Raw genomic sequence first — 26,550 nt, forward strand, 5'->3', positions numbered from 1 at the left:
TGTAAGACGTGTAATGTAGCCTTACCGCGTGTGGAAGCATAGGTTGAGCAAATCTCGTAAAAAACGGACTTCGTTGGAGCGTTTTCGCCTTAAAAAAACATTGGACATGCTGGCTCGCAAGGAAGGGCGCGGAACAGAGCTTGTTAGCTTATACGTTCCTCCGGGAAAGCAAATCAGTGAGGTTCTTAACACACTTAGGCAGGAACGTGGAACTGCTGCAAACATAAAGTCTGACACAACGAGAAGCAACGTCCAAGACGCCATTACAAAGGTTCAGCAGCGTTTAAAATTATTTAAGAGAGTGCCTGAAAGGGGCTTGGTGATCTTCAGCGGTGCAATACCGCAGAATGGCCCAGGCAGTGAGAGAAACGAAACTTATGTTTTGACCCCGCCAGAGCCAATTAATATAAACTTGTATCGGTGTGATTCAAAATTTCACACGGAGTATCTGCTGGAAATGTTGAAGGAGAAGGATGCTTATGGAATTTTGCTTGTGGATTCTAGTGAAGCTACTTTCGCGGTTTTGCAGGGTAGGCGTTTGAACATCGTTAAGGAGACTACTTCTGGTGTTCCAGGTAAGATGCGTGCAGGGGGGCAGTCGGCAAGGCGTTTTGAGCGTCAAAGAGAGGCTAAAATACTGGAATTTTTTAGTCGTGTCGGCAGCCATGCCACGGACATTTTTCTTGGGATAGAGAATTTGAAGGGCATAATTGTCGCAGGTCCCGGGCCGATAAAATATGATTTCCTGAAGGGAGACTATCTGCATTATCAGTTGAAAGACAAAGTCATTTCTACTATTGACTCTGCCTACGTAGGCAAGCAGGGAGTGAAGGAGGTTGTTGAGAAGGCACCGGAGATTATGCGACAAGTTCGCTATGTAGAAGAGAAGAGGCTCGTGCAGAGTTTTCTTTACCAGGTTGGGCATGATACTGGTTTGGCTACTTATGGCGAAGAGGAAGTTAGGCGTGCTTTGAAAATGGGGGCAGTGAGGACTTTGCTGCTCTCTGATGCATTGGATATAGCTCGAGTAACGGTGAACTGTGCAACGTGTGACTATAGCAGGAAAGAGACGGTGAAGAGTCGAGAGGTTGAAGGTCTTCGGCAAAGCCTTATGGGTCAGCCATGCCCAAAATGCAAGTCGCCATCTCTTACTGCAGATAAGACAGAAGACATTGTTGAGGAAATGGCAGAGCTGGCTGAGCACGCAAATGCAGATGTGGAGATTGTGTCAACGGATACGGAGGAGGGGCAGATGTTGAAGAATGCGTTCGGAGGAATCGCAGCCATATTACGCTTCAAAATTTAGTACGCTTTTCAGTTGAAAGCCACACTCGAAACAGCTTTATCCAGCAACTATTAAAATCCCGAAAATGCTCAATCATATTTAACATTTATCAGACTCTTATCAGGAGCCAGATAGAATCCCGAAGGTAAGTTGGACATACACACGCTCAAAGAGTTACCTCCTTAAACAACAGTACCGAAGCTTACGATACACTATTAGACAATTTCTAAATCACTCAACCAAGATAAATTACATCGAAACTTCATGAACCCAATTGACATACTAAGCATACTCTTCCAATACAGCCTCCTACACTTATACATGCCAATAGTTAAAAGCGTAGGTTTCTCGCACCCCCTCACATTCACTATAATCACCGCCCACAACACCTTCAGCCTAACCTACCTGCTCTTCACAGTGGCCGTCGCCTACCCTGCCCTCCGCAAAAAAGCGTGGCTTATACCCGCTGCAGTAACCATAATATGGGCAATAATCTGTATCAACTTAATGGTAACGTTAAACATTTCTACTACGACTGCAATCGCCGCTGTCCTTCCCCATGGATGGCTTGAATTCACAGCAATAGCTTATTGGACAAACGCTATGCGCAAAGCCACACAAAACAACAACATGCCAAAACCAATCAACACTCCAACCTTCAAAGAATACCTCAAAGCCTTGACAAGGCCTAAAAAGCTAATGACCCTAGTCAAAACAGACATGAAAGTCTCATTCAGAGCAACAAAGCTTTCATTAGGAACTCTCTGCCGAAACCTCAAGAAAGCTTACGTAACTACGTTAATCCTAATTGCAACGGCGGCTCTGATAGAAACCTATATGACACCTCAAATAATGTTTCTTATCAAAAACCTTTAAGGGATGAGAAGGAACAGAAGAAAGGGGGAGGGGCTAATAACCAAAAATCCCTTTTCCGTTCCAGTCCCACTTTCCCCAGGAACTAAAAAAAGGAGAGATAAAAGAGTTCTTTTCAGCTCAGCAGATCCTTATAGACGCGGTTGTGGTCCACGTTCTTCTCCATAAACACGCTTACTCTGTTTTCCTCAGCAGTGAAAGAAAGGAATTTAGCGGTGTTTCCTTCTACCAACACATATTTTACGTCGCCAAGCTCAAAAGTATTCGAAAGCTCCTCACCTGCCTCTAAAGCTGAAGAAGATAAAACCGCAAAGTCAATAATCTTCGTCGGATCTTTCAAATCGATACTTGCAGACTTTGCATTCCTGAGAATGTAGCCAATTACTCCTTCTTTCGTATTTACCTTGTCAATGTTTTGCTTTATCTTTCCCCCTTTGGGGACATTATCTTTTTTCAGCTCCTTCTTTTCAGCTCTCTTCGCTTCCGCAAGCTCTTGTGCCTTCTTTATCTGCGTTTCTAACTCTTCTGAGAAGTCAAGTGCGATTTCGGGCTTTTCTTCTTCTTCCTTCAAGGCTACTTTGCTTGATTTGCGTTTTCTAGGTGCCATAAAGTTCATCTCCACTAATTGATTACTGGTTTAATCCTCACCAGTTCACCTTTCTTGACATCGAGAGTATGGCAAAGCTTTTCTGGAATGCGAATAACAGCCCTGTTTTCAAGCTTTGAGTAATCCAACGTCTTAACTTTGCATTGGCTGGTTTTGCCGTTGAAAGATTCAACGTCAACAAGGTTAATTTCTTTGCCGTCTAGAAGCTCTTCCCACTGTGACATAATATCTTCGCTAATTTGCACTGTGTCGTTGCGAACCAATAGGCCGCCGAAACTCTCAACAATTAATTGGTTAGAGGGTAATTCTAGCTCAGGTATGGGCTCCTCTTCAGCTTCTTTGCTTTCTTCTTCCTCTATTTCCTCTCGCAGTTCCTTTTCCTCCTGCAGTTCCTCTTCTCCTCGTAGATCCTCTTCCATTCCTCGCTTCAATAAAGTACTCGAAGGAGGAAAATTCTTGAGGGGGGTAGGGCCAAGACTGTCAAGCAGCTTTATAACAGTTGGAATCAACACACGTGCAACAGTTTCTAGATATTTCATATCTGCCTTCTTCGAAGCAACCATGGTTAAGTACATGTCGTTGACACAAGATATGTGAACGTTGCCTTTGCTGCATTCAACTACTAAGGAATTTAAGCCTCCAATTGTGTCCACCTTTTCCATAATGCCTTCTAGCGAGCTAACTACTTTTTCTAAAGTGGCTTCGGGGGTTTCAGCGTCTCCTGCAATCACAGTAGCTTTCTTGTCAAAGAGAAAGCAAGTTTGCACGTCGGGGCAAACATTTCGAATCTCGGTTAGGGCATTCTTTAGCGCAAATGCATATGCTTCGTTACTCATTTTTTTTTCACTCCATGGAATTTTATGAAATCTTGAAAAGTATTCTCTCTGGTACTCCGTCGTCTTCTAAAACGAGATATCTGAGTCCTTCAGTGTCGCCTATCTGATCGACCCATTTCAATGCTTCTCGCGATTTCTGCAAGACTAAAAGCCTGTCCTGTTGGCTTCTGACAACTTCTTCTATAGCTGTTAATTCGTGAAACGGGTTGGCATCTAGGACAACGTTTAGACCGCCTACTGAAATTTCGCCTAGATTTTCTTGATTTGCTTTCTTGCCTGCGAGTTTGAAGACTACATCTCGTATTTTTTTCGACCTTTCAGCTAATGCTCGAATTTCGTCAAGGCGGCGTAAATACTCGCCAAGCATACTTTTGGTTCTACTTATTTCATCATCTATTGTTCTTGCTATATCTGAGGCTGATTCGTATTCTTTTAGTTCTACTACCATTTTAATACCTCCAAATAGGGTGGAAGGAGAGGGGTGCTTTTACCCTACCCCCATTCTCAAACAAACAAAGGGTAGTGTCTTAAGGTGCTGTTCTAATGTAAGGACCAAACGTGTTGCCTTTAGCAGTAATCACCTTGAACTCGTATTTCACACCGGAAGTATACGCTCCCCCTGTGCGAGTTATGTTGAGTGTCACTGTCCCGCCTGGTGCTAGTGTATAAGGAGTGGTAATGCCATCATCAGCACATGCCACATCGTTAACTCGAACCTCACTTATTGAGAAGTCTGACGAACCAACGTTCTTGATTTGAATCAAACAGTATGTATTATTTGTACCCCATGTGTAGCTCGTGAATGAAAGTTCTTCTGTTTGCATGAATGTGAATGTCAATGCTCCCATCCAAGCGGCAACTGCGATTGATACTGCGACTGTTACAGCGATTAGTATGATTGCTGCGACTACTGGGCTCAACGCCTTTCTACTCTTTAGAAATCTTTTCATTCGGTTTTTATCCCTCCTTTTTCAGGTTCACTAGAAGGATAACAGCGTATTGAGATTTAAATCTTACTAATTAAGACATCATATTACGAGCGCAGTTTACAACCAACCGCAAAAAGCCTACAACCACAATACTCACCGGTCAACATTGAAAAGCATAAGCTTACACCATTATACCTCTCATGTCTAGCGCCTATTAGCCGCTCTTGAATCTTATTATAAGTATCTAATACAGGGTTTAACTCCAGAGGTGCACAGAAATCGTGACCTCGTTTGCGCCCTCTATTTTTTCTTTTCTTAACTTCTTTTCTTGCAGAATCAACCTTGCTACCACCCACAAGAAATAGAGTGCCAGCAGGAAAACCACAAATTCAAATGATTCTTTTGCATACACCCAAACAACTACGATTGCAAGAATGATGGTTAATAAATTGGCTAGAATAATCACTGAATACTTCATAGTTCAACATATTTCCAAAGACACCTAAAATTCTTTTGATGTTCAGTAAGACGGAAACGAGCTTGATACGGGTTTGCTAATTAAGCGCGCATAAAGACTTTCCAAAAGCTAGCGAATTCGAAGTGAGTTTTGGATGCTTCACCACGACGGAAAGTGCGCAGGTGTTCCGTAAACGAAAATAATAGTAGACAAGTCGAAAATCATAGTCGATAAAGGTTTATATGGAATGAAAAAAAGGATACTAATTCACCGCTCTCAATCTCTAGGAAGAAGAGGTTCTATCATGAAAAAAGCCAAGGTAATCATTATGGGGGCAGCAGGCAGAGACTTCCACAATTTCAATGTCTACTTCAGAAATAACGATTCATATGAGGTAGTAGCCTTCACGGCCACCCAAATACCTGGAATCGAAAAACGAAGCTACCCCCCAGAACTCACAGGGCCAAAATATCCACAAGGAATCCCCATATATCCAGAAGATAAATTGCCAGAACTCATCAAAAACTACAACATCAATCAGGTTGTTTTTGCCTACAGCGACGTACCCCATGAATACGTCATGCACAAAGCATCATTAGCAATGTCTTGCGGAGCAGACTTTAGGTTAATGGGCCCGTCTGCAACAATGATAAAAGCCAAAGTTCCAGTTGTTTCTGTTTGCGCAGTTAGAACTGGTTCTGGAAAAAGCCAGACTTCGCGAAAAGTAGCTTCCTTGTTGAAGAAAATGGGTTTCCGAGTCGCTGTTATCAGGCATCCAATGCCTTACGGAGATTTGGCAAAGCAGATTTGGCAACGGTTTGCGTCCTACGAAGACCTTGACAAGCACGAATGCACAATTGAAGAACGAGAGGAATATGAACCGCACATTGCCAATGGAATACTGGTGTTTGCTGGTGTAGACTATGAAAAAATCTTAAAAGAAGCAGAGAAAGAAGCAGACGTAATTGTCTGGGACGGAGGAAATAACGACCTTCCCTTCTACCATTCCGATCTCTTCATAGTGGTTGCGGACCCTCACAGGCCAGGTCACGAGCTTACATACTACCCTGGAGAAACAAACCTGAGGATGGCAGATGTAATAATCATCAACAAGGTTGACACGGCTAGTCCGGAAGGTGTTGAAACTGTCAGGAAGAACATTAAAACAGTGAATCCTAAGGCTTTGGTCATTGAAGCATCATCTCCCATTACTGTAGACAACCCAGATTTGATTAAAGGAAAAAAAGTTTTGGTGGTGGAGGATGGGCCTACGTTGACGCATGGCAACATGGCTTATGGCGCAGGAGTTATCGCTGCTAGAAAGTTAGGTGCAAGTGAAATCGTCGATCCGAGACCTTACGCTGTAGGCTCAATAGCGGAGACTTTCAAGAAGTACTCTCACCTTGGAACATTGCTTCCCGCTATTGGATATGGCAAAGAACAAATAAAAGAGCTAGAGGAAACAATAAACAGCACGCCATGTGACGTCGTGGTTATTGGCACCCCCATAGATTTGAGACGCGTCTTGCAAATCAACAAGCCCACCGCGAGAACAAAATACACTATTAAAGAATTAGGCTCTTCAACTCTTGAAAATGTGCTAAAGAAACACTTCCAAAAGTGACATAGATGACTGAAGAAAGCATAACTCGCGTGTTAATCAAATTCTCTATAGAAAACGTCGGCGAAGCCGAAGGTGAGCTAATTCGTCACCTAGCCCCTAGAACAGTTGATGCCATAACCAAGACGCTTCCGATAGAAGGCCGAATGGCTTTGTGGAAAGAAGAAGTCTACTTTGAAATTCCAATTAAGATGGGCGACGAGAAGGCTAGGCCGAAGGTTGAGAAGGGTACAATTGCTTATTGGCCTATGGGAAATGCTCTCTGCATCTTTTATGGCGAATCCCAGCCCTATAGCCCCGTCAACATAATTGGAAAAGTAACAAAGAATTTAGAGATTTTTGCGGATATAAAAAGTGGAAACAGAATTAAAGTAGAAAAAGCCTGAAGATGGCATCAAATAAAAGTACTGTCAGCCCATCTTTCTAAAATCCTTCCGCATTCACTCTTCACAACACGGTCCTTAGATTTTATTCTTAACGCCTCTAAGAACTGGACACGTTTTTCTACGCTTCTCGCCTCGGCTGCCCCGCCATAATACAGTTTCCCCTCCAAAAACTCCTTCATCTGCGACGCTTTCTGCACAAGAAATCCTGCAGCCACGATAGGATTTTCCAACAGCTGCATGTTCACCCAAATAGCCGCGTCAGCTTCTCGCAGTTGGCTAAAGCCGTCTATCTCAACAATTCGCCTGATATAAGTTCTTAGAAATTCGTAAAACCCAGCAGTTTTAACATGTTTCAAGACTTCCTTCAATCTTTTCTTAAAGCGAGGGTTCCCCTTTAGAATTAACCTATGCTTATATCCAGATTCCACTAGTTTTCTAGCCTTTTCCACTTCATCAAATGTGTAAACTCGTTTTGGAAAATCAGAAGCCATTATTTTGTCTTATTTCTCCATCTTATGAAATTAGTAAAACTAGTCTGCAGGCTTGTAGATTCTAAGGTTCCGACTCTTTGAAACAAATTCTATCATGCCTTTGCGTTCCAACTCTTTCAGAAAGGCTCTGGCAACGCTTAAGCGCACATCAAAGCGGGATGCGACAGAATAAGGTGTTACGATCTTCATCTTTTTCAGCTCGCTTATAAATTTGTCACTTTTTAGACTTGGCGGCGTAATCCCAGGAATAGACTTTCTTTGGCTTGGTGCTGTAGTATCACGTTTTTCCTTTTTGCCACCTTTCTTTTTTTGCGCTTTTGCCATTTGCTTTATGGAGCGCTTCTTTTTTCCGCCCATGCTTATTTCCTCAATTGCTCTAGAAAAAGAGGGAATGCATCCTTATAGCCTTTTTCTGTCACGCAACTGTAGTTATTTTTTGTTTGTGTTCTTTTTGCCACTGAGACAATGGAACGCCTAGTCGCTTTTCTATTTCTGGTCGGTGGATGCTGTTCATTGTGCAAAATGGGATTATACGTCCATCTGGCACGGCGTAGTGAATACAGCAGCTTTGCACTCTTTCAAGGTCAAAGTTGTAAGGATCCATGAAATGCATCGAAGAGAGCAGTATGGTTTTCCTTTGAAGGTCACCTAATGATTCATAGCTTCCGCTTTTCAAGACTGGAAGGAGGTATTTTCTTAACATGCCAAGTTTCACATGTCTTAAGGCGGCGATTAGGCGTATTTTTGCTCTCGTTTCGTGTCCCTTTTGTGCTTCTTCGTAGATTTTTTCCATTGTTTTGACGAATTTGTCTACGTTTCCGTAACGTGTTATTGGCGTTATTTCTCCGTTTTCAATGAAAAGGTAGGTTGCCATGCCGCAGTGAGGGTGAGCTGTGAATTCGACGTAGTGTTTGTGTTTTATTGCGCCGATGGCTTGAGCAATTGGTACTACTGTTGGAACGGGGTAGAAGTCGTCTGCTTTTATCTTTCCATCTGTTTGTTCTTCGCACAGACGCATAAAATCGGGTATGGTGATGCGCATCTTTTTTCTTTCTTCTTCTGGTAAGCGTCCGCATAGGCTTATTGGTTGGACGTTTATGCAGCGTATTACGTCGAAGTTTTCGACGGCGAAGCGTATAATGTCTCCGAGTTGATGGTCGTTTACTCCTTTAATGAGCGTCACCACCAGTACAATGCTGTTAAGGCCTGCTTCTCGACAGTTTTCAATAGCATTCATCTTTGTTTCAAGGAGATCGACACCGCGGGTGAACTTGTAAACGTCATCAGTTAAGCCGTCAAATTGCAAGTAAACAGTGCTTACACCTGCTTCGTCAAGGGTTTTGCAGTATTCTACGCTTTGGGCAAGGCGTATGCCATTGGTGTTGATTTCCACGTGACGAAATCCTAAGTCTTTAGCCATCTTAATTAGTTCCGGTAAATCTTTGCGTATCGTCGGCTCGCCGCCGCTGAATTGCAGTGCAGTAGCGGGGACTGGGCTGTTTTGGCGTAGGTTTTGAAGCATCTCTCGAATTTGATGTTTTGTTGGTTCGTAAACGTATCCTGCTGCAGCAGCGTTGGCGAAACAGACCGGGCATTTAAGGTTGCAGCGGTTTGTGATGTCGATTATGGCTAAACCTGTGTGGCTTTTGTGGTTTGGACAGATACCACAATCTTGGGGGCAGCCTTTTACTGTTTTGGTGTGTGGGTTGTTTAGGCCTTCTCCTTCTTTTCGGTATTTTTCTGCGCGTATATATTGGTTGTAGTCGCTCCAGTAGAGTTCGTTGTATTTACCGTGTTTTAAGCAAGTTTTTTCTATGTAGACTTTGTTGTCTTTTTCGTATATTGTGGCGTCTAGAACTGTGAGGCATTCAGGGCATATGCTTTTGGTCTGTTTGATTATTGACGTTTTGTTTCACCACTGACAGTTGTAAAACCTTTTTAAGAGGAGCGTGTATTTGAAGTTTTTCCGAAGCTTCAGAAGGTGAAAGATGGGTTGAGTCAAGCTGTTGGAGAAATAGCCAGGAAAGTCTTGCGTGAGTTAGGTTTGACGGTTTATGAGTCAGCAGTCTACTTGAGTCTTGTAGAGAGAGGAGTGATGACGGCAAGTGAGGTAAGCGAGAGTGCCAACGTGCCTTTTTCGAAGGTTTATGAGATCTTGAATCGTTTGGAGCGAAAGGGATGGCTAATTGTTGAACGAGGTAGACCGAGTAGGTATTTTGCAAAATCGCCTGTAGAAGCATTTGAGGCAACTAAGCGTGAGGCTGACGAAAAGATGCGAAGTTGGGAGCAAGCTATAGTGGGAGAGCTGCAGCCTCTCTATGAGAAACGTGAGTTGCGAGAGAAGCCTGACATTTGGATTTTAAGAGGAGAGACTAGTGTGTTGGCGAAGCTGCGAGAGATGTTGGATAAGGCTCGCAGTCAAGTGATGATAGCGGCGCCGTTGTTTGCGCGCGATTTGGCTGAGAAAGTAATACCATTATTGGCAAGTTTTAGGTTAGGGGATGTGAAAGTTTCAGTTATGGTTGTTGGTGAGCCAAAGAGTTGGGGATTAGAAGGGCTGACAAGTATTGCAGAGGTGCGAGGACGCAAAGATATGTTTGGAGGCGGAGTGATTGTGGATGGAAAAGAAGCTTTGCTATTTTTAGGGGAGGAGGACAAACTTAGCTTGGTTGTTTGGAGTAACCATATAGGCTTAGTAAAGTTCGCGAAAGATTACTTCCAGTATTTATGGGACTCAAGCACTAAAACCCAACCAACGTAGCCTTTGATATCTCTAGGCTCTTGTAGAGCGACGGAAAGTGTGTTCAACAACAGCAAACTATTTTGAATAAGATTTAATTTAGCCAAAACAATATCACTACTCCTTACATACGAGCGGGGGTTGCCAAGCATGGCCAAAGGCGTAGCCCTGAGGCGGCTATCCCGTAGGGGTTCGTGGGTTCAAATCCCACCCCCCGCACTTTTCAATGAAATCCCTTTACACCTTTTGGTTCTTTTTGCGCTTTGCACGCGCCCATATAGATTTCCCGTGAAGAAGACGGGACCTCGAGTTATATCTCCGCTTTGGGGAGTCTGTCTTCTTTCTTATTTCATGTCCAATTTCTTGTTTTGCTCTAAAAATCTTAGAACTTCGGCAAGACGTCTTTTGCGCGTCTCTTCTCTTTTTGCGCTTGTAATCCATCCAATATACTGTTTTCTATATGAGTTGGCTAACTTGTTGAAATTGGCTAAAGCTTTCTGATTTTTAATCAGCGCTTTTTTAATGTATTGGGGGATTACGAGTTCACTCTTGGGCGAAGCCGTTTTGAACCATTCTCCGCTTTTCTTTGCCTCTCTTATTTTGGTTAGCCCTGCTTTCATCATCTTCCCTTCTTTAATCATTTTTCTGACTCTTTTCTTATTCAATTTAGACCATTTGCTCTTATCCTTGCGAGGTGTAAATTTTCGGGCAAACGTCTCATCATCAATTCTCTTTATTATGCTATCTATCCATCCAAAGCACAGCGCTTCTTCAACCGCATCATCATAGGGAATACTCGGCCTGTCAGCATGTTTCTTGTAGAAAATCAACCAAACCCTTTTCTTAGTATCAAGGTTCTTTTCAAGCCACATGCGCCAGTCATACCTATTAGCCACATATAGTTTCTCATTTATCTTCATCAGGTGCACCCCAACCAAATTTAGTATGTCAAATCTTTTTGCTATATTTAAGTGAGCGAGTCTACTCATATCCCGCAATTTTTATGCGTGGTTTGACACTTAAGGAGCTTCTGTGTACAATAAGGCGCATAGTCAATCGGGTTACCTGGTCATGGCTCTCTTGAATACTGGTACGGCGATTGTAGTCATGGCTATTCCAAAGATTATCAGCACGGCGAGTTCGGTAGTTATCATGGAGACGCCAGCTCCAAGCACCATAACTTTTCTTAGAGCTGTGGCTACGTAGGTGAGTGGGAGAGCTTTTGAGATGCTTTGCATGAACCAAGGCATTTGCTGAACGGGGAAGAAGACGCCGCTCAGGAGCATCATTGGGAACATTAAGGCCATCATCACCATCATGGCTGTCTCTTGATCTTTTGCAAAGGATGTTATTACAACACCGAGGCCGACGAAGCTGAAAACCCCTAGTAAGAGGAGCGCGAAGATTAGCAGAATGCTGCCATGGATTGTGACGCCGAACAATACCACGGCTAGGGCAAGTATGATTGTTCCTTGAAGTATACCTCTGGCTGTCTGGGCAAGTGTTTTTCCAAGTATGACTGCAAGTCGGCTGATTGGGGCCACCATCATTCCGTCCAGGGTTCCAACTTCTCTCTCGTGGGAGATTGCTGCTGGGAGCCCGGTCATGACGCTCATCATAACTGTCATGGCCATCAATCCGGGGGCTATGAAGTCAAAGTAGCTGAAGTCTCCTATAACTGCCCCTTCTGTTTGAATGTTGTAGGGTTTTACTATCGCAAGGGAGTTGCTGGCGTTGACTACTGTTTGGTTTAGTCCTTGAACGTTCTGCTGTGCAAGCCCTGTGCCCATCTGTTCAAGTACCTCTTTTAACGCGATCTGCAAGAGCACCGACGTCTGGGGGTTGGTCTGATCGGTTATGATTGTTATGGTTCCCTGTTTCCCTGTCATGAGATTCGAGGTGAAATTGCTGGCGATTACTAGTCCTCCTTCAACTTCTCCATCCTGAATCATACTTCTTACTTCGTCGAGGGTTGAGGCGTTCGTGATTGTCATCATATCTTTGATGCCCTCCATAGTCTTTAGGGCTGCAATGAGGGTTGCGCTTGAGCTAGAGTAATTGCCGTATCCCTCGTCCTCGTTTACAATGGCGACTGATACGTGGCTAATGGATGTGCTTGATGGAAACATGAATCCGGCCATGGTCATCATGAGAACCGGCATGAGCACGAGCATAATTAGCATCATTCTGTTCCTGAACAGCTCCATTAAGTCCTTCCAGGCAATCATGAGACTGTGGGAGGCAAGATTTTTGGCACCCATTTGAATCACCTCACCCTTGACCTAGGCATGTGATGCCTATGTCTTCCCGTTGGGATCTTTCGGTTTGCCTTGTCTCTAACTTCGTGTCCGGTGATGTGGAGGAAGACGTCTTCAAGGGTTGGTTCGAGATTTTTTACTGAGTTTATTTTGCCTTTCTCGGTCCTTATGGCGTCGATTATGCTGTCGAAGGCTTCATCGCCCGTGGCGTGGATTTTGAGGAGGGTGGTGTTGTCTTGGGAGATTGAGTTGACGCATTTTAGGGACTGTATTAACGAGATCATGTTGGTGGTGAGATTCGCAATCTCCAGCTCCAAAACAGTTGTGTCGGCTCCTGAAACAAGTTTCTTCAGATTTGCTGATGTATCAAGTGCGACGATCTTTCCGCTCTCTATGATGCCTATTCGGTCGCAGAGCATGTCAGCTTCAACCATCATGTGTGTTGTTAAAATGATAGTTGTCTTATCTTCTCTGTTTATTTTCTTTATGAACTCTCTGACTTCAACTGAGGATTGGGGATCTAGACCGAGTGTGGGTTCATCTAGTAGAAGTACTTCTGGCATGTTGATTAGAGCTCTGATTACATTCATCCTTTGTCTCATACCTGATGAGAATGTGCCCACCTGAGAATTCTTCCACTTGCTCAGTTGAACGAGCCGTAACAGTTCGTCGATCCGTTTGTTGAGGACTTCTTTGGGGGTGTCGTAGAGTCTTCCGAAGAACCACAGGTTCTCCCTCGCCGTTAACCGGTCGTACATGATTATCTTTTCGGAAACCAAGCCGATGAGCTTTCTCACCTTGTCATCATCCTTCACTATGTCGTAGCGGTTTATTGTGGCTGTGCCTTCTGTAGGTCTCGTTAATGTGGCGAGCATCCTTATTGTGGTGGTTTTGCCAGCCCCGTTGGGGCCAAGGAGACCGAAGATCTCGCCCCTTTTCACTTTGAAAGAGACATGGTCTACAGCAGTTAATCCGTTGAATCTCTTCGTGAGGTTTCTGGTTTCAATCATCACATCGCTTTCCAAGTTAGACACATCCAGACGAATCTATGGTGTAAGGAACGTCTAAGAGTCAGATATAATCTTTTCTTGCCAGCTTTGCGTGCGCGAGATTGTGTTATCACACCACTATAAAAATGGTTCAAACACCGCTGCACACACTCTATCCTCGAAAAGCATTCGACATAATCATACTCATCCGTTGCGAAACTCTGTCAAGTAAGGTTTTCAATGCGTTTAGGGTGTTGCAGCAAAATATACAAATGCTTTTCCTTCGAATATTCCAGCGCCAAATGTTAAATAACCCGAAAGAGAAGAAATTAAGGCATCATCGCAAGTGATTTTGATGATGGAAAAAGTTAGAAACTTTAGGGCACAGATTCAAAGGAACAAGAAAGACATAGCAATAATCATTGTATGGACAATTGTGATATCGTTGATCCTTATCAAAACTCACCAGTTTTTCTATCTGGATAACGAGCAATTTTCCGTTTACAAGATACCTTATCTTCAGTATGCAGGACCGACATTCACTGAATTCGATCGACTGCTTTTGTTAGCCACAAGTTTTCTAGTTGGCATTATTTTGGTTGACATCAAAAACATTGTATATGGTTATTTTGCTTCAATGTTCTTGTCTTCTTTAATAGCGGTCGTTTACGTCTTTATCTATATCTGGTTTACGTTGGGGCTTGTGGAAACTCTTTCCCGTCTTCCTTTTGGCTGGGAATTGGCGCTTTTCTTTGGAATTGCCAATGTTTTCAGATTCATGATTCCAGCAGGCATGTTATTCTGTCTCATAGGTGTATTAACCGGAAACATCATAAGAACAATGTTGAAACCGCAGTAAAAAAACAGAAAACGTAAAAACATATATAGGTCCAGAGAGTCAATATGCAAAACATAAGGAAGGATTGGTAAATGCTAAAGTGGAAAAACACGGCTAAAATAATGATTACAGTTCTAATCCTAAATTTAAGTATTGTAGGAATAGCAATATTACCAACAATGATTGTCACAGCAGACACAGTTCTAGTCACTGATATGCCTGTTGTCTATATAGATCCCCAAAACGCTAATGTGGAACCAGGTGAAAATTTCACTATCAGCGTGAAGATTTTCAATCTAAATGATACCATCTACGAGAGTAATGTAGAATGGGTACCAGGACAGCCATTGCCATCACCTGGCTCACTTCATGATTATACTCTCGGCAACCTTTACGGCTTAGACATCCAGTTGAGCTGGGATCCAACAATCTTGGATTATGCAAGTCACACTGTAAAGGTACCGAATAGCACTAGCAACCCCGACGGTATACTCTATGAGCCAATATTGGATGTTATGGATTATGTTGATTCAAGCGCGGGAACTTACTGGCTTGCTAAATCGTCTCAATCGCCTGCACTAGCGTTCAACTGTCAGGATGCGAACGCGACAGTGTTCACAATGACTTTCAACGTGACGAGACATGGGAAATGTACCCTAGATCTAACTTCAGTTGACCTCGCTGCTGACCCAGCCATGCTGGTAGCTGGCACCATCAATAAGCTTGCAATCCCACACTGGGTGAGAGACGGCCAGTTCCAAAACATATTGGCTACGGGTATCAAAAGCGTGAAAGTTGAAGCTCATGCTAACGATTTATTCTTTGGTCCGCCAGTGATTTCTGGGGAGAATGCCAGGGTTACAGTTGTTATGGAAAACTACGGTAACATTTCAGACACGTACAACCTCACTCTTTACAAAGACACAGACCTTCTTGAGACATGGAATAACGAAACTTTAGAATCGGGTGAAAACAAAACCTTCAGCTACACGATAAACGCAGAAGACCTCAATGTAGGAGACCATGTAATTAAAGCTAAAGCTACGATATTACATGGGAATGAGACATTTACCGATGAGTTGTCCAAGCCATTTACAGTCATTGAAACCCCAGACCTTGTAATTGATGGCCCAACCTCCGCAACAGCCGGAGATTCTATAAGCTTTAGCGCGTCAAGAAGCACTTATAACTATTCTAATGGTCAACTCTCGAACTACACATGGACTTTGACGGGGCCTGACGAAACGGCACCCAGAATCACCAACAAGGAGGAAAATGTGACTTTTACGTTGGACTCGCATTGGTCTGGTGGAAATTGGACTGTTGCGCTTGAAGTGTTAGACATTTATGGAATTAAATACGACGAAACCAGAGCTGCCACATCACCCTATCGAAAAACAGTGGTCCTCGAAGTTGCGGAAGCACCTCCTCCAAGTTTCTTCAACATTGAAAACATCGCGCTAATCGTGATGCTCATTGTCATAATAGCCATTGCAATCGTCTACCTACGCCGACGTTCACGCTAACATATTATTGCCCAAGCCTTTTTTTATCCCACCATTTTTTCTAGGATTTATTCCCAGCTAAATAAACAGCAAAGTCAGGGTAACACTTAAGCACTAAATTTTGACAACAAAATACTTATTGCGCCGCTGATTATTGCGGGTGCAAGGAGAAAGCATCCTATGGGGCCAAGCCAGCCTAGCAGGCTTGGTTGAGAAAGAAAAGTGAAGTAGATGTAGGTGGGAATTGGCACGAGTGTTCCTACTAACAGATTGATTATGCCTCCCTTGCGTATTTTTGATTTCCAGATTGAATAACTTCCGTAAATCAGTATTATCGCTGAAGTAACTGTTAGAATTGTTGCAAAGTATACTGGGAAAAGTAACCGTTCTATTGGAGGGATCGCAGAAACAGCGAGAAAAATAGTAAGTATGTAGAAAGCCATCAATAGCAGATCTACTGCTCCCAACCACCCTAGAAAAGCACTGACCATTTCATAACGTTTCCATTTCACAGGTTGAGGAGTTGGCTCTTCTATGTAACTACTCAAATATGTTACACCTTTCCTCAGCCCATTGAATATTTTCTGTTCTGGAGGGGGATTCGGCTCGTCGCGCTGTTTCCGTTAATTTTAGGATTGCCCCTCATTCTCCTAGTAATTGTCTAGTATAAAATAAAAAAGAGATGCTGGGATTATTTGCTAAGTTTCCTCACGCGCAGTAAGATTACGATGGCAACGATTGCTGCTATGGCAGAGAGTACAGATGCGACGGCTAAGCCTATTGTCAGGCTTGACTGGATGGCGCCAAGTGAGGCTTGGGCTTCTCCCAAAGTACTGTTGATTGTCAAAGTGCTCCCTTTGATATCGGTAACTGTGACATTGATATTATCAAGTCGTGTGATGACTGGCCCTAAAGCAGTGTTGATTGTGGCTAAAATGTCACCTTTGACTTCGGTAAGTAAACCTGAGAGTGTAGCATTGATGGCTGTTAGATTTGCCTTGATTTCTCCGACGTCAGTGATAATGGTTGCAATGTTATCCTCGATTCCCGCTAGTGTAGCGTTCCAGCCACTAAACGTGCTGCTTATCAAGAAGCCGCCAATGCCAGTTCCTTGTTGGGTAAAGTTTAGCTCGAGAATCAGTCTACTTGCATCTACGACAAGCATGTATGCGCCTGGTGGGGCATCAACTGGTATTGGGTATCGTATCAAGTAGACTCCTGTAGTGACGGGGTCGCTAGCTAGCGGATCAATCTCTGTTAGGTTTAGCTGAGTAATGGTTCGGTTGAAGAGTAGAAAGGCTGTGAATGAAGCGTTAACGCGTTTTCCTGAGCTTGATGTTAGTATGTAGAACTCCGCGATTTCTCCTCTGAAATGTATTGTACCTACATCTACAATTACTTGCAGTGGCTGGACGCCTTGGAGTTCTTCTACGGTGACGCTGCCGCTGAGTGCTTCGTTGTTTGTGAGGTCAGTTTCATGTGGAACCTCACTCGTAACAATTTTGACCACATAGTTGCCTTCAGGTGTAAACGCTGTATCCCAATAAAGGCTATATTGTTTGTGGTCGGTGAATGTTGTTGGTTTGATTCCCGGTCTCGAGGCCTCTGCACCACCGAGTTGGAATACCACCTGTGTGGCACTTCCTGCAAGGTTTTCGGTAACTTGAAGCTGAAATTCAAAGTAAAGGTGTTCATTGGTGAAAGTGGCTGAAGGCATAGCAACATTTCCAGAAAAGACTTTTGCAGACGTTGGTAGTGGCTGAGTTGAGTTGACAGATGTCCAGTCCTTGAGCACAGTTATGTTGGCGCCGTCTGCTTGAGGGTTAGGATTATCGCTCTTGAGAACGCGAACCCAGATGGCTGCGTCTACATTTTCTTCAGTAGCATAAAGCATAAAGAAGAAGCTCCAATTTCCATTAGAGAAATCTCCATTAAGTATCAAGGGACTCCCATCCGATTCTTCGAATGTCCAGCCGCCTGTAGTTAAGGGGACTCCGGCAACTAAGCTTGGATTATTAGTGGCGTCGTTTAGTTTGCTGGGGTTAATAGTCCAGTAACCTGTGGCGTCACCTATTCCGATTTTCGTGTAGTCGTTTGCACTGGATGGGCCTTCAATGAACTTGTGGGCACGCGCGTTTATGGGGTTACTGTTGCTGAGGTGGTAGGAAAGATCCCATCGAATAGGCTCGACTTTGCCTTGCAGCGTTTCGTTTTGTCCCGGAAAACCTTTTTCTACTCTTAACTGTTTGATTTCAGCCCATGTTGTCGATGTGGCGTTATAGTAGGCTGTAATATTGAAAAACTCTCTTGAATGTCCCCTATTAGCAATCGTGACGTTTATTGTTACATCTTCTCCTTGCAAAAATTCGCTCGGAGATACCGTGACATCCATTACCTCAACATCACGGCGACTCACAAGATACACGTTCTTTTTCGTCTCTGTACTGATGAGATTTTCAATATCATAGACTTTCAGCTTAACAAGGTAAAATTCACCCATGGGCAATGACGTGTAGCTATGAGTGACTATTGTATCATTTGTTACAATTATAGGTGATTCATCATTAAAGTCCCACGTATAGTTCATGACTAAACCACCTGGGTCAGGGTCGTAACTGGCAGAGGCATTGAACCGCACATTGTTGCCTATAACCGCTGGCCCTACCGTTGGGCATAGCACTGTCCCCGGGGCTGTGCCTGGCCAAAACTCGAAGTCAGCCACAGGATTTGGGGGTATAACGCGTAGTTTTTGACGTTTAGCCTTGCTTTGGGAACCGCCGCCTTGATCGTCCAAGACGGAAAGTTCGACGAAAATTTCGAAGGGCATGCTTGGGCGTGCAGGGTATGTATGAGTTATTATTGGATCAGCGGTGCGATTTATAGTTCCGTCTCCAAAATCCCAAATATATAGCGCTATGTTTCCGCCATCAGGATCACGGCTGGCAGAAGCATTAAACGTTGCAGTTTTGTTTGCAATAATGTCAGGTTCTGGTGTACTTGCTAACACATCCGGCGTAACAGTAAAGTTAGCAATTGGAACCTCGCCCAGTCCAGGCCGATAGAAATAGCCATCTACAGTTTCATGATCAATCGGCTTGGCCTCCTTGTCTGAGAGATCTGAATCTTGGACGTAAAAGTAACATTCGCCCTCCATTAAAACTTGGAATGTCATGTTGAAAATTGTTCCACTACCATTGAAAGATTTCGGACTAAACGAAGCCACGACGAGTTCATATATTCCAAGTGTATGAGCTCGTGATACATTATCCGTTACTATGAATATTGGTTCGTGAAGAACCCCGTTTGGATACGTTTCAACAGGCACAGTCACATGATGACTTATATAGTCGAGGACTTCCGCGCCCCAGCGGAACGTGAGACTTAAGCCACCAAACCCTGTAACGTTATCGACTCTAACACTTATGTTGAACTGCTCACCAACACCAGCAGTGATATTCGCGGGATCTATGGAAATCACTGGAACTTCTTGCAAACTCGAAACGGCTTCAGCACAACTTTCTGTTGAAATAACTAAACCGCTTATAATGATATTGAATGAGAGCAGCGAAAGAAGGAAAATTTTCATCAGTTGTTTTATCATAATTTTGTCGCCTTAGTTTTATGTGGAGTCGTTTGCCTTTTAAAGTTTATTGTTCATCATTCCTGCGCCTCAATACCATCGGCAGAAGTTCTTTCTGTGAAATTTATCAATTTTGAAATGTAGAATTTTTATGTGTGTTATTCCTGCGCTTGAACGGCCAGGTCAGAACTGCCTTGTTGCGTTTTGGGAAAACTCTTTTTATAGATGGCAGTGGGAAGATTCTACAGTAGAGAAGTAGAAGGGAGAAGGTTAGATTGAAGGAAAAAGTACGCTCGATTGCTTTGCTTGTTTTGCTTCTATTAGGTACGTTGACATTGGCTTTTGGTATTCGGTTAGTTAATACAGTGTCTGCCATGATTTATGTAGATGATGACAACGTAGCGGGTCCCTGGGATGGTTCTCAGCTGTATCCTTACCAGAACATTACAAGTGGACTCGAGCATGCTGCTTCAGGTGACACAATATTTGTCTACAACGGAACGTACTATGAGCACGTATCTATAGAGAAATCGATAACGCTTGTAGGTCAAAACCCATTCAATACCATCCTTGATGGTGGCCACGAAGTTTTTCCCATCATCCATATATCCAACACAACTGATGTTACTGTTAGTAATTTTACTGTTCAAAACACAACATCTGGCCTAGGATCGTACGGTATCTCAATCTGGCAAGCGAGAAACGTTACCATACAAAATAACGTAGTTACAAAGAACTTTTATAACATATTGATCAGTAATTCCACCTTCTGTAAGATTCTAGACAACAAAATTGTTGACAGTTATAATTCCGGAATAGTTTTTCGAAGTGGAAGCAGCTATAATGAGATCATAGGAAATTCAATAATTGAAAATTCGAATGGTATATACATTGAAGCTTATTCTCAAAATAACACTTTTTACCGTAACAACATCATCAACAATACACTCCAAGTAAATATTTTCCCTCCAGCGCGTTCATCATGGGACAATGGTGTCGAAGGAAACTATTGGTCCGATTATGAAGGAATTGATCTGGATGGTGATGGTGTCGGGGACACTGCTCTTGATCATCTCTGGGTTGACTCTTATCCTTTGATCGAGATTTGGAACAAAACAAGAACCTACATCGTGGATTCCAACGGAGATTCCTACGAAGTTGTTGTAAACTGCAACTACACGGTTGCTTCATTTGCGTTCAACCAAACATTAAGACAAATCAGTTTCTACATCACTGGACCTTCTGGCTGGAGCGGATACTGCAACGTCACAATTCCTAAAGAACTCCTAAGCCCTCAAAATGCTTCAGAAAAATGGATGGCCATGTTAGGCCCAAATCCGCTAACCTATACGAATAAAACTTTCAACAATTCCACCCGTGTATCTTTCAAATTCACACTTGGCTCATCCATGTCAGACAACAGAGTTCGAGTAAAAGTTGGCTCATTCTATCCCCCAACTGCTGACTTCGAATTCACTGCAGATACTGCGTCAATAATTGAGCCTGTAAACTTCACAGATACCTCTGTTGATAGCCCAAACGGGACAATCAATTGGAGGCAATGGAGCTTCGGAGATGGAAACGTCACAGTGACTGACGAAACATTTCTCAAACATCAATTTGGAAATAAGACAGTTTTCAATGTGACTTTAACCATAAGAGACAACAACACCCTTACAGACTCTGTTACAAAGCTTGTTTGGGTCCGCAACGAAGACCCCTTCGCAGGCTTCACCTTTTCGCCAAAAAAACCTTTCGTAGGTTTAGAAGTGAGCTTCAACGCCTCAAAGAGCTACGACCTTGACGGAGACATTACAGAGTATCGGTGGGATTTCGGCGATTGGAATGTAACGACTACTGACAAGGCAATTATAACCCACAAGTTTGAACATGTTGGAATTTTTAACGTAAACTTGACAGTTCGTGACAACGACGGAGCAGCAGATTCGATAACATGGACTGCCACAGTTGGGAAAGGGGAAACTAGGGTAGAAATTGACGCATCAACCACGGTAAAGGTTGAGCAATTTTTCATAATAACTGCAACACTTTTGGACTACTATGCCAGCCAACCTTTATCAGGAGAACAAATAGAGTTTTACATCTACAACGATGATTTGGTTTCAAGTGGAAATGACACTACAGGTATCGATGGAATGGCAAGAGCGATTTTCTCGCTAGCTATTAGCGGAGATTATTCAATTAAGGCAGAATACAAAGGAAGCGAAAGCCATCTTGGAAGTAACAGCACTAAACTCATTACGGTCAACCCATTAACTACAAGCCTAACTATACATGGTGTCAAGAATGTCACCAAAAATGAAGAATCTATGATGTTTGCGACTTTGTTGGATGAGAATGAAAGCCCTGTGCATAATGCTACTGTTGAATTCTACTCTTACAACGGGAATATCTGGAAATTATTAGGCTCCTCAAAAACCAACCAGAGTGGCTTAGCTTCATTTAACTACATTCCACAATCTGCTGGAGCATTTATGCTAAAGGCAGTGTTTAATGGAACTGAAATGTACGCGGCATCAAACAGCAGTGAATATAGTTTCATAGTTTCACAGTTTATAGCTTCCGAGATAGACTATGTACCTTATATCATATTAGCAGCCGCTATCGCCATAGTAGTCTGTCTAATGTACGTAGCTTTGAAGAGGAGGAAGACCCCTTCAGATGTGCAACCCAACGACAGAGAAACATCTTCACCTAGTTGAACTGTGATAATAGCTGTTGAAGAATTAGGTTGGCAGCGAATCGATGAAAGAAAAAGCTTCAGCAATTATGCTGATTCTGCTTTTAGCAACTCTGCTATTGGGAAGGCTTGAAATCCAACAGATTGAAGCGGAGCCTACCATGTGGATGGTTGATGATGATGGAGCTGAAGTTTTTCGTGTGATACAGGATGCAGTCAATGCTGCGCAACAGGGAGATACAGTTTTCGTACGCAATGGAATCTACCATGAACATGTGGTCATAAGCAAGTCAATCTCATTAGTTGGAGAGAACAGAAGTGTAACAGTAATTGATGGAAATAATGTGGGTACTGTTGTTAATGTGACTGCAGACAATGTTATCGTAAAGGGGTTTACAGTGAGAAATGGACAAAGCGGCATTGTGGTTTCGGATTCTTATAACTGCTCAATTGAGGACAATCTTGTTGAAGACAACAGCTACCGAGGGATTTTTGTTAACAAGTCGTGGAATTGCACTGTTAGTGGTAACCGTGCAGTGGGCTCCCAGTCAGGGTATGGTATTAATGTCAATGCCTCTAAGAATGTTTTAGTTGAGAAAAATGGTGCTACTGGCAATTACTTTGACGGAATTGGGCTTTTGTATTCTAATGATTCTGTAGTGCAAGGAAATACTGTGAATGACAATCATTTGATTGGCATCTGGATTGATTACTCCTACGGTAACATTATCTACCACAACAACTTTTTCAACAATGGCATTCAGGTGCGGAGCAATACTCCAATAAACGATTGGGATTATGGTGACGAGGGAAACTACTGGGGCGACTATGGCGGAGTTGATGATGACGGGGATGGAATAGGGGATGAACCTTACATTGTGGATGAAGAAACGCAACAGCAAGACCACAATCCACTCATACGTCCCTATGTTAACGAAATTTACCTAAGTATAGACACTGAACCTCCTGTTGCCTCCTTCACCTGCTCTTCGGATGTACTTCTTATTAACGAAACGGTGAGTTTCAACGCTTCCAGCAGTTATGATTCTGTCGGGAAACACGTTATTGTTCGCTATGACTGGGGGTTTGGGGACGGCACTGTAAAGAACACCACCAACCCTGTTACAAACCACACTTACTTCAGTCCAGGGAACTACACTGTGGTTCTAACAGTAGTCGACGTAGCAGGAAACAAAGGTTACGCTTTGGCTAATATACAGGTTCAGTTGGAAAACGTAATGGACAAACAGCCTTTTCCCACCATAGAGTTTTTGGTTGTGGTGATTATATTGGGCGCGATAATATTTGCGCTTTGGGTGCGGAAAACGGGTAAATTGTCTCACTAGATTATGCTACAATTCCCAAGCTCTGAGTATGGTTCTAAATCGGGAATATAGAAAGAGTGATAAAAGCAGCTATGTAGCGACTTGCTAGCGCTAGCAAAACTTGGTTTAAAAAAATAAAAAAAGGGAGATGATTGGTCTAACGTTTTTTTAGCATAATGTATATTGCAACGCACATTGCACCGATTGCTAGTATGATTGCCGCGTATGATAGTTCTGGCGCTCCTGATGGTCCCTGTTCTCCTTGCAGTCCCGTCTCTCCTTGCAGTCCCGTCTCTCCATCAACCCCGTCAGTTCCGTCAACTCCATCAGTTCCATTAACCCCGTCAATTCCGTCAACTCCATCAGTTCCATTAACCCCGTCAATTCCGTCAACTCCATCAGTTCCATTAACCCCGTCAATTCCATCGACCCCTGGTGGTCCCTGCGGTCCAGTCATATCGAGCACCGTAAATGTTGCTTGAATTGAGTGCCCGTTTTCGTCGGTTGCTGTTATATTATGTACCCCAGGGTCGTTTTGAGTAAGTACGCTGATTATCGCCGTGAAACTTCCGTGTTCATTGCTGATCAAAGGCTGCGGAACTGTTGGTATTTGTGTTCCGTCCCAAGTGATCGTTATTGTTGAGTTCGGATCGAAGTTTTCACCTGTGATAGTCGATGCGAACCCGGTGTCAGGAGTCAGTGTGAGGACGAGTAAAGGTCGAACTCGTATTTGTTGTGAGTAGGTGTCGGTGAGGGAGGAGTTGTCGGTTACGGTTAGAGTTGCCGTGAATGTTCCGTTTGTATCATATACGTGTGTAGTGGTGATTCCTGTTGCGTTGGTTCCGTCTCCGAATTCCCAGAAGTAACTGACAATATATCCATCTGGATCAGAACTGTCGCTGGCATTGAATGTTACTGTATCAAATACAAATATGTCAGTTGGTTCAAAGGTGAAGTCTGCCACCGGCAGCACCAAAGGTTCGTAAACTGCATCTTCCACGATGTGTGGTAGAGGTACTGAGAATATCTTGTTGTGCCATGGGCAGAGAGCGCGTTCTGGATGCGCGAACCCTGCAATTTCCACTATGGGTGCCACGCCGAAGAACGGATCTGTTGGATCGTCTTTGCATATCCATGGTTTCCTGCTTGTTGCGATGTCTGTGGAGACGGCTTCGACGATATATGTCCTGTTACCATCCGCTTCCACTGTGCTTATGTAGTCGCCAGGAGTGAGCAGGCCATTTGTGTCTTCGTCAGACCATCCTACGATTTCGTAGTCCCTCCAAGAGGCATAGTATATCTCGTCCCAAAAGGTGCCGACTGGGCTGCTTAAATTCAACAAGAAGTCGCTGTAGGAGCCATCGAACTCGATGTATCGCGGGATAGGATCAGCGAAGGCGTTGAAGTCGATCACGACCCATGCTGGGGCACTGTAGTTTATGTAGATGTCTGTGCCGTCTGGCCACACCCAAGGACCTGGATAATAGCCGCTTGCCCACCAACTCTCAATCTCGTATGGGAACCAGTCGTCGTACCAATATTCGTTCGGCGGTGGAGTCCCTACTCCTGTGTGTATTGCGTACCGCTGTGTGCCGTTGGGCATGTCTAGCCAAACGCTTTCGAAGCCGCTGGCAATGTTCGCAATTGCAGGCCATCCTAGATCAACATTAGGCATGGTGCCGACGAACTCGTTTTCCACGCGTTCATCTAGCCCACGGAGTAGATTTATTGTACCATCAACGTTTACGATGAAGTCGACTCCCTCGGTTAGATTGTAGGGAGCACCTATTTGCGGTTGCACCTCGAAGTAGTTGACCGAGTCGACAGGGTAGGGCAGCGAGAAATCACCAGTCATGTTGGGGTTACCTAAACCACTAGAAGAAGCTCCGGTTTCCCAAAGCTTCGGCCATGGCGTGTATTTGTTTGTTGGTCCATCCATTGCAAATCCCTCCCACAGTGCCCAGAATGGCATCTGAGTCAGTTGCAATGTACCAGTTATACGGTCTAGGTGGTAGTCGAAATAGTAGCCTGTGGAGGTATCGTTCAATATGAACTGGTCGCTTGGGGTAAGTATACCATCACCGTTGTCCTCCCAGCTAATCAGCTCATATGGGCCATCACCGAAGTGGGGGACTAATTCATTCCAAGTAGTGCCCACCGGATAGGCAATATCGATTAGCCCGCCGATTGAGTCGAATGTGTATACGCCAGTATATGCTACTGGATTCTCTAGGTAGATGGCTTCTGAAGGTGGTGGAGAAGTTTCTGACTCGAAGATTGAGTGGAAAGTGATGTTGAAAAGTCTGCCTTGTCCGCTTGGAGCAGTGTGGTTCTCGCCATATCCTAAGAAGGCGATGTGAACTGTTCCTGCCGTGTTGTTGATTTCGTCTGCAACTACCATGAAGCTTGGCCAGAAGGCTGCGAACCATCCGTCAGGATCTATGGTGGTGGCGGTTACCTCTAGTAGAGTAGTGTTAAAGTGCACAACAACGTCGATTCCGCCAACGTCCCAGAAGGGATCCAAGTCTATATATTCGCCTGTAGTTTCGTTCTTAGCCTGCAGAGTCACGTTAGCTTCGAATGTTTCGCTTGCCTTGTAGCCTGAAAGTTCTTCAGGCTCCACTCTTAGCAAGGGCCACGGAGGATAACTAACCTCTACCTTCCAGTGTTTTATCACACCGTCTTCAATTACGGCTGTGATAGAACCACCAGCACCTGCGGCAAGGTCAACTGCCGTGAAGGTCAGGTACGTGTAGAAGAACTGTGTGGGGTCACCGAAGGGCAGGTTGATTGCCACAAAAGTCATGGTGAAGACTGTTCCGTTACCATCGAAGCTTGGGCCTGCAAGGGTGGCCATGGCAGCCCAGTAAGTTCCTGCTACCGTATCAACATCGTCTTTGAGCGCCAATGGTGGATCGTGGATAATTCCTGCGTACGGGCTTGGCGGTTGAACAGCTGGATAGTCTTCAACAGTCATGGTTTGAGTGTGACTTACGTACTGAAGGTAAGTCGTGTTCCATGCTATTTGAATGTCCAAACCTGCAAGGTCTGTAACGTCTTCGATTACACAAGCAACGGTGAACGTTTGATTGTTACTCGTGATTTCGGCTTGTGGTGAGGGTTGAGGAT

At 43.8% G+C, this 26,550-nt stretch carries 22 protein-coding genes, 1 tRNA gene and 1 pseudogene; 10 read left to right on the forward strand and 14 right to left on the reverse strand.

The window, feature by feature from the left end:
• Positions 1-106 precede the first annotated feature (106 nt).
• Both prf1 and KAU88_04090 read left to right on the forward strand, forming a co-directional pair.
• Positions 107-1,306 (forward strand): peptide chain release factor aRF-1, encoded by a 1,200-nt coding sequence (gene prf1 / locus KAU88_04085; protein ID MCK4477690.1) that lies wholly within the window; start codon positions 107-109, stop codon positions 1,304-1,306.
• Positions 1,307-1,549: 243 nt separating this feature from the next.
• Entirely contained in the window at positions 1,550-2,161 is a 612-nt protein-coding gene (locus KAU88_04090) for a stage II sporulation protein M (GenBank protein MCK4477691.1), read from the forward strand.
• A gap of 112 nt (positions 2,162-2,273) precedes the next feature.
• Here KAU88_04090 and KAU88_04095 read toward each other — a convergent pair whose 3' ends face one another.
• The 4 genes from KAU88_04095 to KAU88_04110 form a co-directional block, all read right to left on the reverse strand.
• A complete protein-coding gene (locus KAU88_04095; GenBank protein ID MCK4477692.1) occupies positions 2,274-2,765 on the reverse strand; it encodes a roadblock/LC7 domain-containing protein in 492 nt (163 codons plus the stop codon).
• A 14-nt stretch (positions 2,766-2,779) separates the two neighbouring features.
• Positions 2,780-3,601 (reverse strand): hypothetical protein, encoded by an 822-nt coding sequence (locus KAU88_04100; protein ID MCK4477693.1) that lies wholly within the window; start codon positions 3,599-3,601, stop codon positions 2,780-2,782.
• Positions 3,602-3,623: 22 nt separating this feature from the next.
• Positions 3,624-4,049, reverse strand: coding sequence for a hypothetical protein (locus KAU88_04105; GenBank protein MCK4477694.1), 426 nt, complete (start codon positions 4,047-4,049; stop codon positions 3,624-3,626).
• 79 nt (positions 4,050-4,128) lie between these two features.
• A complete protein-coding gene (locus KAU88_04110; protein ID MCK4477695.1) occupies positions 4,129-4,551 on the reverse strand; it encodes a DUF4352 domain-containing protein in 423 nt (140 codons plus the stop codon).
• Between the two features lie 740 nt (positions 4,552-5,291).
• Between KAU88_04110 and KAU88_04115 the strand changes: the two genes are divergently transcribed.
• Together KAU88_04115 and KAU88_04120 are read left to right on the forward strand one after the other, a co-directional pair.
• Positions 5,292-6,611 (forward strand): GTPase, encoded by a 1,320-nt coding sequence (locus KAU88_04115; GenBank protein MCK4477696.1) that lies wholly within the window; start codon positions 5,292-5,294, stop codon positions 6,609-6,611.
• 5 nt (positions 6,612-6,616) lie between these two features.
• Complete coding sequence (locus tag KAU88_04120) at positions 6,617-6,994, forward strand: hypothetical protein (GenBank protein ID MCK4477697.1); 378 nt, start codon at positions 6,617-6,619, stop codon at positions 6,992-6,994.
• An 8-nt stretch (positions 6,995-7,002) separates the two neighbouring features.
• Here the strand turns inward: KAU88_04120 and KAU88_04125 are convergent, their stop codons facing one another.
• Genes KAU88_04125 through KAU88_04135 form a run of 3 tightly spaced genes read right to left on the reverse strand, consistent with a single transcriptional unit; the run spans position 7,003 to position 9,382 of the window.
• On the reverse strand, positions 7,003-7,485 hold the full coding sequence (locus KAU88_04125; GenBank protein ID MCK4477698.1) for a hypothetical protein: 483 nt from the start codon (positions 7,483-7,485) through the stop codon (positions 7,003-7,005).
• Between the two features lie 39 nt (positions 7,486-7,524).
• A complete protein-coding gene (locus KAU88_04130; GenBank protein ID MCK4477699.1) occupies positions 7,525-7,842 on the reverse strand; it encodes a 40S ribosomal protein S25 in 318 nt (105 codons plus the stop codon).
• Between the two features lie 58 nt (positions 7,843-7,900).
• Positions 7,901-9,382 (reverse strand): radical SAM protein, encoded by a 1,482-nt coding sequence (locus KAU88_04135; protein MCK4477700.1) that lies wholly within the window; start codon positions 9,380-9,382, stop codon positions 7,901-7,903.
• 96 nt (positions 9,383-9,478) lie between these two features.
• On the opposite strand from KAU88_04135, the gene KAU88_04140 reads away from it, so the two are divergent.
• Together KAU88_04140 and KAU88_04145 are read left to right on the forward strand one after the other, a co-directional pair.
• Positions 9,479-10,246 (forward strand): TrmB family transcriptional regulator, encoded by a 768-nt coding sequence (locus KAU88_04140; GenBank protein MCK4477701.1) that lies wholly within the window; start codon positions 9,479-9,481, stop codon positions 10,244-10,246.
• 113 nt (positions 10,247-10,359) lie between these two features.
• A tRNA-Leu gene (locus tag KAU88_04145) sits at positions 10,360-10,444 on the forward strand.
• 125 nt (positions 10,445-10,569) lie between these two features.
• Here the strand turns inward: KAU88_04145 and KAU88_04150 are convergent.
• The 3 genes from KAU88_04150 to KAU88_04160 all read right to left on the reverse strand — a co-directional run bounded on the left by KAU88_04150 (position 10,570) and on the right by KAU88_04160 (position 13,493).
• The gene (locus KAU88_04150; GenBank protein ID MCK4477702.1) at positions 10,570-11,145 is read right to left on the reverse strand and encodes a YdeI/OmpD-associated family protein; all 576 of its coding nucleotides are present in this window, start codon (positions 11,143-11,145) and stop codon (positions 10,570-10,572) included.
• Positions 11,146-11,286: 141 nt separating this feature from the next.
• Positions 11,287-12,486 (reverse strand): ABC transporter permease, encoded by a 1,200-nt coding sequence (locus KAU88_04155; GenBank protein MCK4477703.1) that lies wholly within the window; start codon positions 12,484-12,486, stop codon positions 11,287-11,289.
• A 5-nt stretch (positions 12,487-12,491) separates the two neighbouring features.
• Entirely contained in the window at positions 12,492-13,493 is a 1,002-nt protein-coding gene (locus KAU88_04160) for an ABC transporter ATP-binding protein (GenBank protein MCK4477704.1), read from the reverse strand.
• 334 nt (positions 13,494-13,827) lie between these two features.
• On the opposite strand from KAU88_04160, the gene KAU88_04165 reads away from it, so the two are divergent.
• Together KAU88_04165 and KAU88_04170 are read left to right on the forward strand one after the other, a co-directional pair.
• Positions 13,828-14,331 carry a hypothetical protein gene (locus tag KAU88_04165; GenBank protein MCK4477705.1) on the forward strand — a complete coding sequence of 168 codons (504 nt, stop codon included), beginning with the start codon at positions 13,828-13,830 and terminating at the stop codon, positions 14,329-14,331.
• Between the two features lie 71 nt (positions 14,332-14,402).
• Positions 14,403-15,836 (forward strand): hypothetical protein, encoded by a 1,434-nt coding sequence (locus KAU88_04170; protein ID MCK4477706.1) that lies wholly within the window; start codon positions 14,403-14,405, stop codon positions 15,834-15,836.
• An 86-nt stretch (positions 15,837-15,922) separates the two neighbouring features.
• On the opposite strand, the gene KAU88_04175 is transcribed toward KAU88_04170, so the two are convergent.
• On the reverse strand, positions 15,923-16,363 hold the full coding sequence (locus tag KAU88_04175) for a hypothetical protein (protein MCK4477707.1): 441 nt from the start codon (positions 16,361-16,363) through the stop codon (positions 15,923-15,925).
• Positions 16,364-16,506: 143 nt separating this feature from the next.
• Complete coding sequence (locus KAU88_04180) at positions 16,507-19,416, reverse strand: PKD domain-containing protein (protein MCK4477708.1); 2,910 nt, start codon at positions 19,414-19,416, stop codon at positions 16,507-16,509.
• Positions 19,417-19,670: 254 nt separating this feature from the next.
• Here KAU88_04180 and KAU88_04185 point away from each other — a divergent pair, with 254 nt between their 5' ends.
• The gene (locus tag KAU88_04185; GenBank protein MCK4477709.1) at positions 19,671-22,118 is read left to right on the forward strand and encodes a PKD domain-containing protein; all 2,448 of its coding nucleotides are present in this window, start codon (positions 19,671-19,673) and stop codon (positions 22,116-22,118) included.
• A 43-nt stretch (positions 22,119-22,161) separates the two neighbouring features.
• A complete protein-coding gene (locus tag KAU88_04190) occupies positions 22,162-23,442 on the forward strand; it encodes a right-handed parallel beta-helix repeat-containing protein (protein MCK4477710.1) in 1,281 nt (426 codons plus the stop codon).
• 136 nt (positions 23,443-23,578) lie between these two features.
• Here KAU88_04190 and KAU88_04195 read toward each other — a convergent pair whose 3' ends face one another.
• Entirely contained in the window at positions 23,579-23,878 is a 300-nt protein-coding gene (locus KAU88_04195) for a hypothetical protein (GenBank protein MCK4477711.1), read from the reverse strand.
• A gap of 303 nt (positions 23,879-24,181) precedes the next feature.
• A pseudogene (locus KAU88_04200) lies at positions 24,182-26,398 on the reverse strand (PKD domain-containing protein).
• Between the last annotated feature and the right edge of the window lie 152 nt (positions 26,399-26,550).

It is taken from the genome of Candidatus Bathyarchaeota archaeon, from assembly GCA_023131225.1.
Lineage (GTDB): Archaea > Thermoproteota > Bathyarchaeia > Bathyarchaeales > SOJC01 > JAGLZW01.

What these genes read in the sequence shown, in the direction of transcription:
- prf1 (MCK4477690.1), top strand. Translation starts at nt 107, where the DNA reads ATGCTGGCTCGCAAGGAAGGGCGCGGAACAGAGCTTGTTAGCTTATAC.
- KAU88_04090 (MCK4477691.1), top strand. Translation starts at nt 1,550, where the DNA reads ATGAACCCAATTGACATACTAAGCATACTCTTCCAATACAGCCTCCTA.
- KAU88_04095 (MCK4477692.1), bottom strand. Translation starts at nt 2,765, where the DNA reads ATGGCACCTAGAAAACGCAAATCAAGCAAAGTAGCCTTGAAGGAAGAA.
- KAU88_04100 (MCK4477693.1), bottom strand. Translation starts at nt 3,601, where the DNA reads ATGAGTAACGAAGCATATGCATTTGCGCTAAAGAATGCCCTAACCGAG.
- KAU88_04105 (MCK4477694.1), bottom strand. Translation starts at nt 4,049, where the DNA reads ATGGTAGTAGAACTAAAAGAATACGAATCAGCCTCAGATATAGCAAGA.
- KAU88_04110 (MCK4477695.1), bottom strand. Translation starts at nt 4,551, where the DNA reads ATGAAAAGATTTCTAAAGAGTAGAAAGGCGTTGAGCCCAGTAGTCGCA.
- KAU88_04115 (MCK4477696.1), top strand. Translation starts at nt 5,292, where the DNA reads ATGAAAAAAGCCAAGGTAATCATTATGGGGGCAGCAGGCAGAGACTTC.
- KAU88_04120 (MCK4477697.1), top strand. Translation starts at nt 6,617, where the DNA reads ATGACTGAAGAAAGCATAACTCGCGTGTTAATCAAATTCTCTATAGAA.
- KAU88_04125 (MCK4477698.1), bottom strand. Translation starts at nt 7,485, where the DNA reads ATGGCTTCTGATTTTCCAAAACGAGTTTACACATTTGATGAAGTGGAA.
- KAU88_04130 (MCK4477699.1), bottom strand. Translation starts at nt 7,842, where the DNA reads ATGGGCGGAAAAAAGAAGCGCTCCATAAAGCAAATGGCAAAAGCGCAA.
- KAU88_04150 (MCK4477702.1), bottom strand. Translation starts at nt 11,145, where the DNA reads ATGAAGATAAATGAGAAACTATATGTGGCTAATAGGTATGACTGGCGC.
- KAU88_04155 (MCK4477703.1), bottom strand. Translation starts at nt 12,486, where the DNA reads ATGGGTGCCAAAAATCTTGCCTCCCACAGTCTCATGATTGCCTGGAAG.
- KAU88_04160 (MCK4477704.1), bottom strand. Translation starts at nt 13,493, where the DNA reads ATGATTGAAACCAGAAACCTCACGAAGAGATTCAACGGATTAACTGCT.
- KAU88_04165 (MCK4477705.1), top strand. Translation starts at nt 13,828, where the DNA reads ATGATGGAAAAAGTTAGAAACTTTAGGGCACAGATTCAAAGGAACAAG.
- KAU88_04170 (MCK4477706.1), top strand. Translation starts at nt 14,403, where the DNA reads ATGCTAAAGTGGAAAAACACGGCTAAAATAATGATTACAGTTCTAATC.
- KAU88_04180 (MCK4477708.1), bottom strand. Translation starts at nt 19,416, where the DNA reads ATGATAAAACAACTGATGAAAATTTTCCTTCTTTCGCTGCTCTCATTC.
- KAU88_04190 (MCK4477710.1), top strand. Translation starts at nt 22,162, where the DNA reads ATGAAAGAAAAAGCTTCAGCAATTATGCTGATTCTGCTTTTAGCAACT.
- KAU88_04195 (MCK4477711.1), bottom strand. Translation starts at nt 23,878, where the DNA reads ATGACTGGACCGCAGGGACCACCAGGGGTCGATGGAATTGACGGGGTT.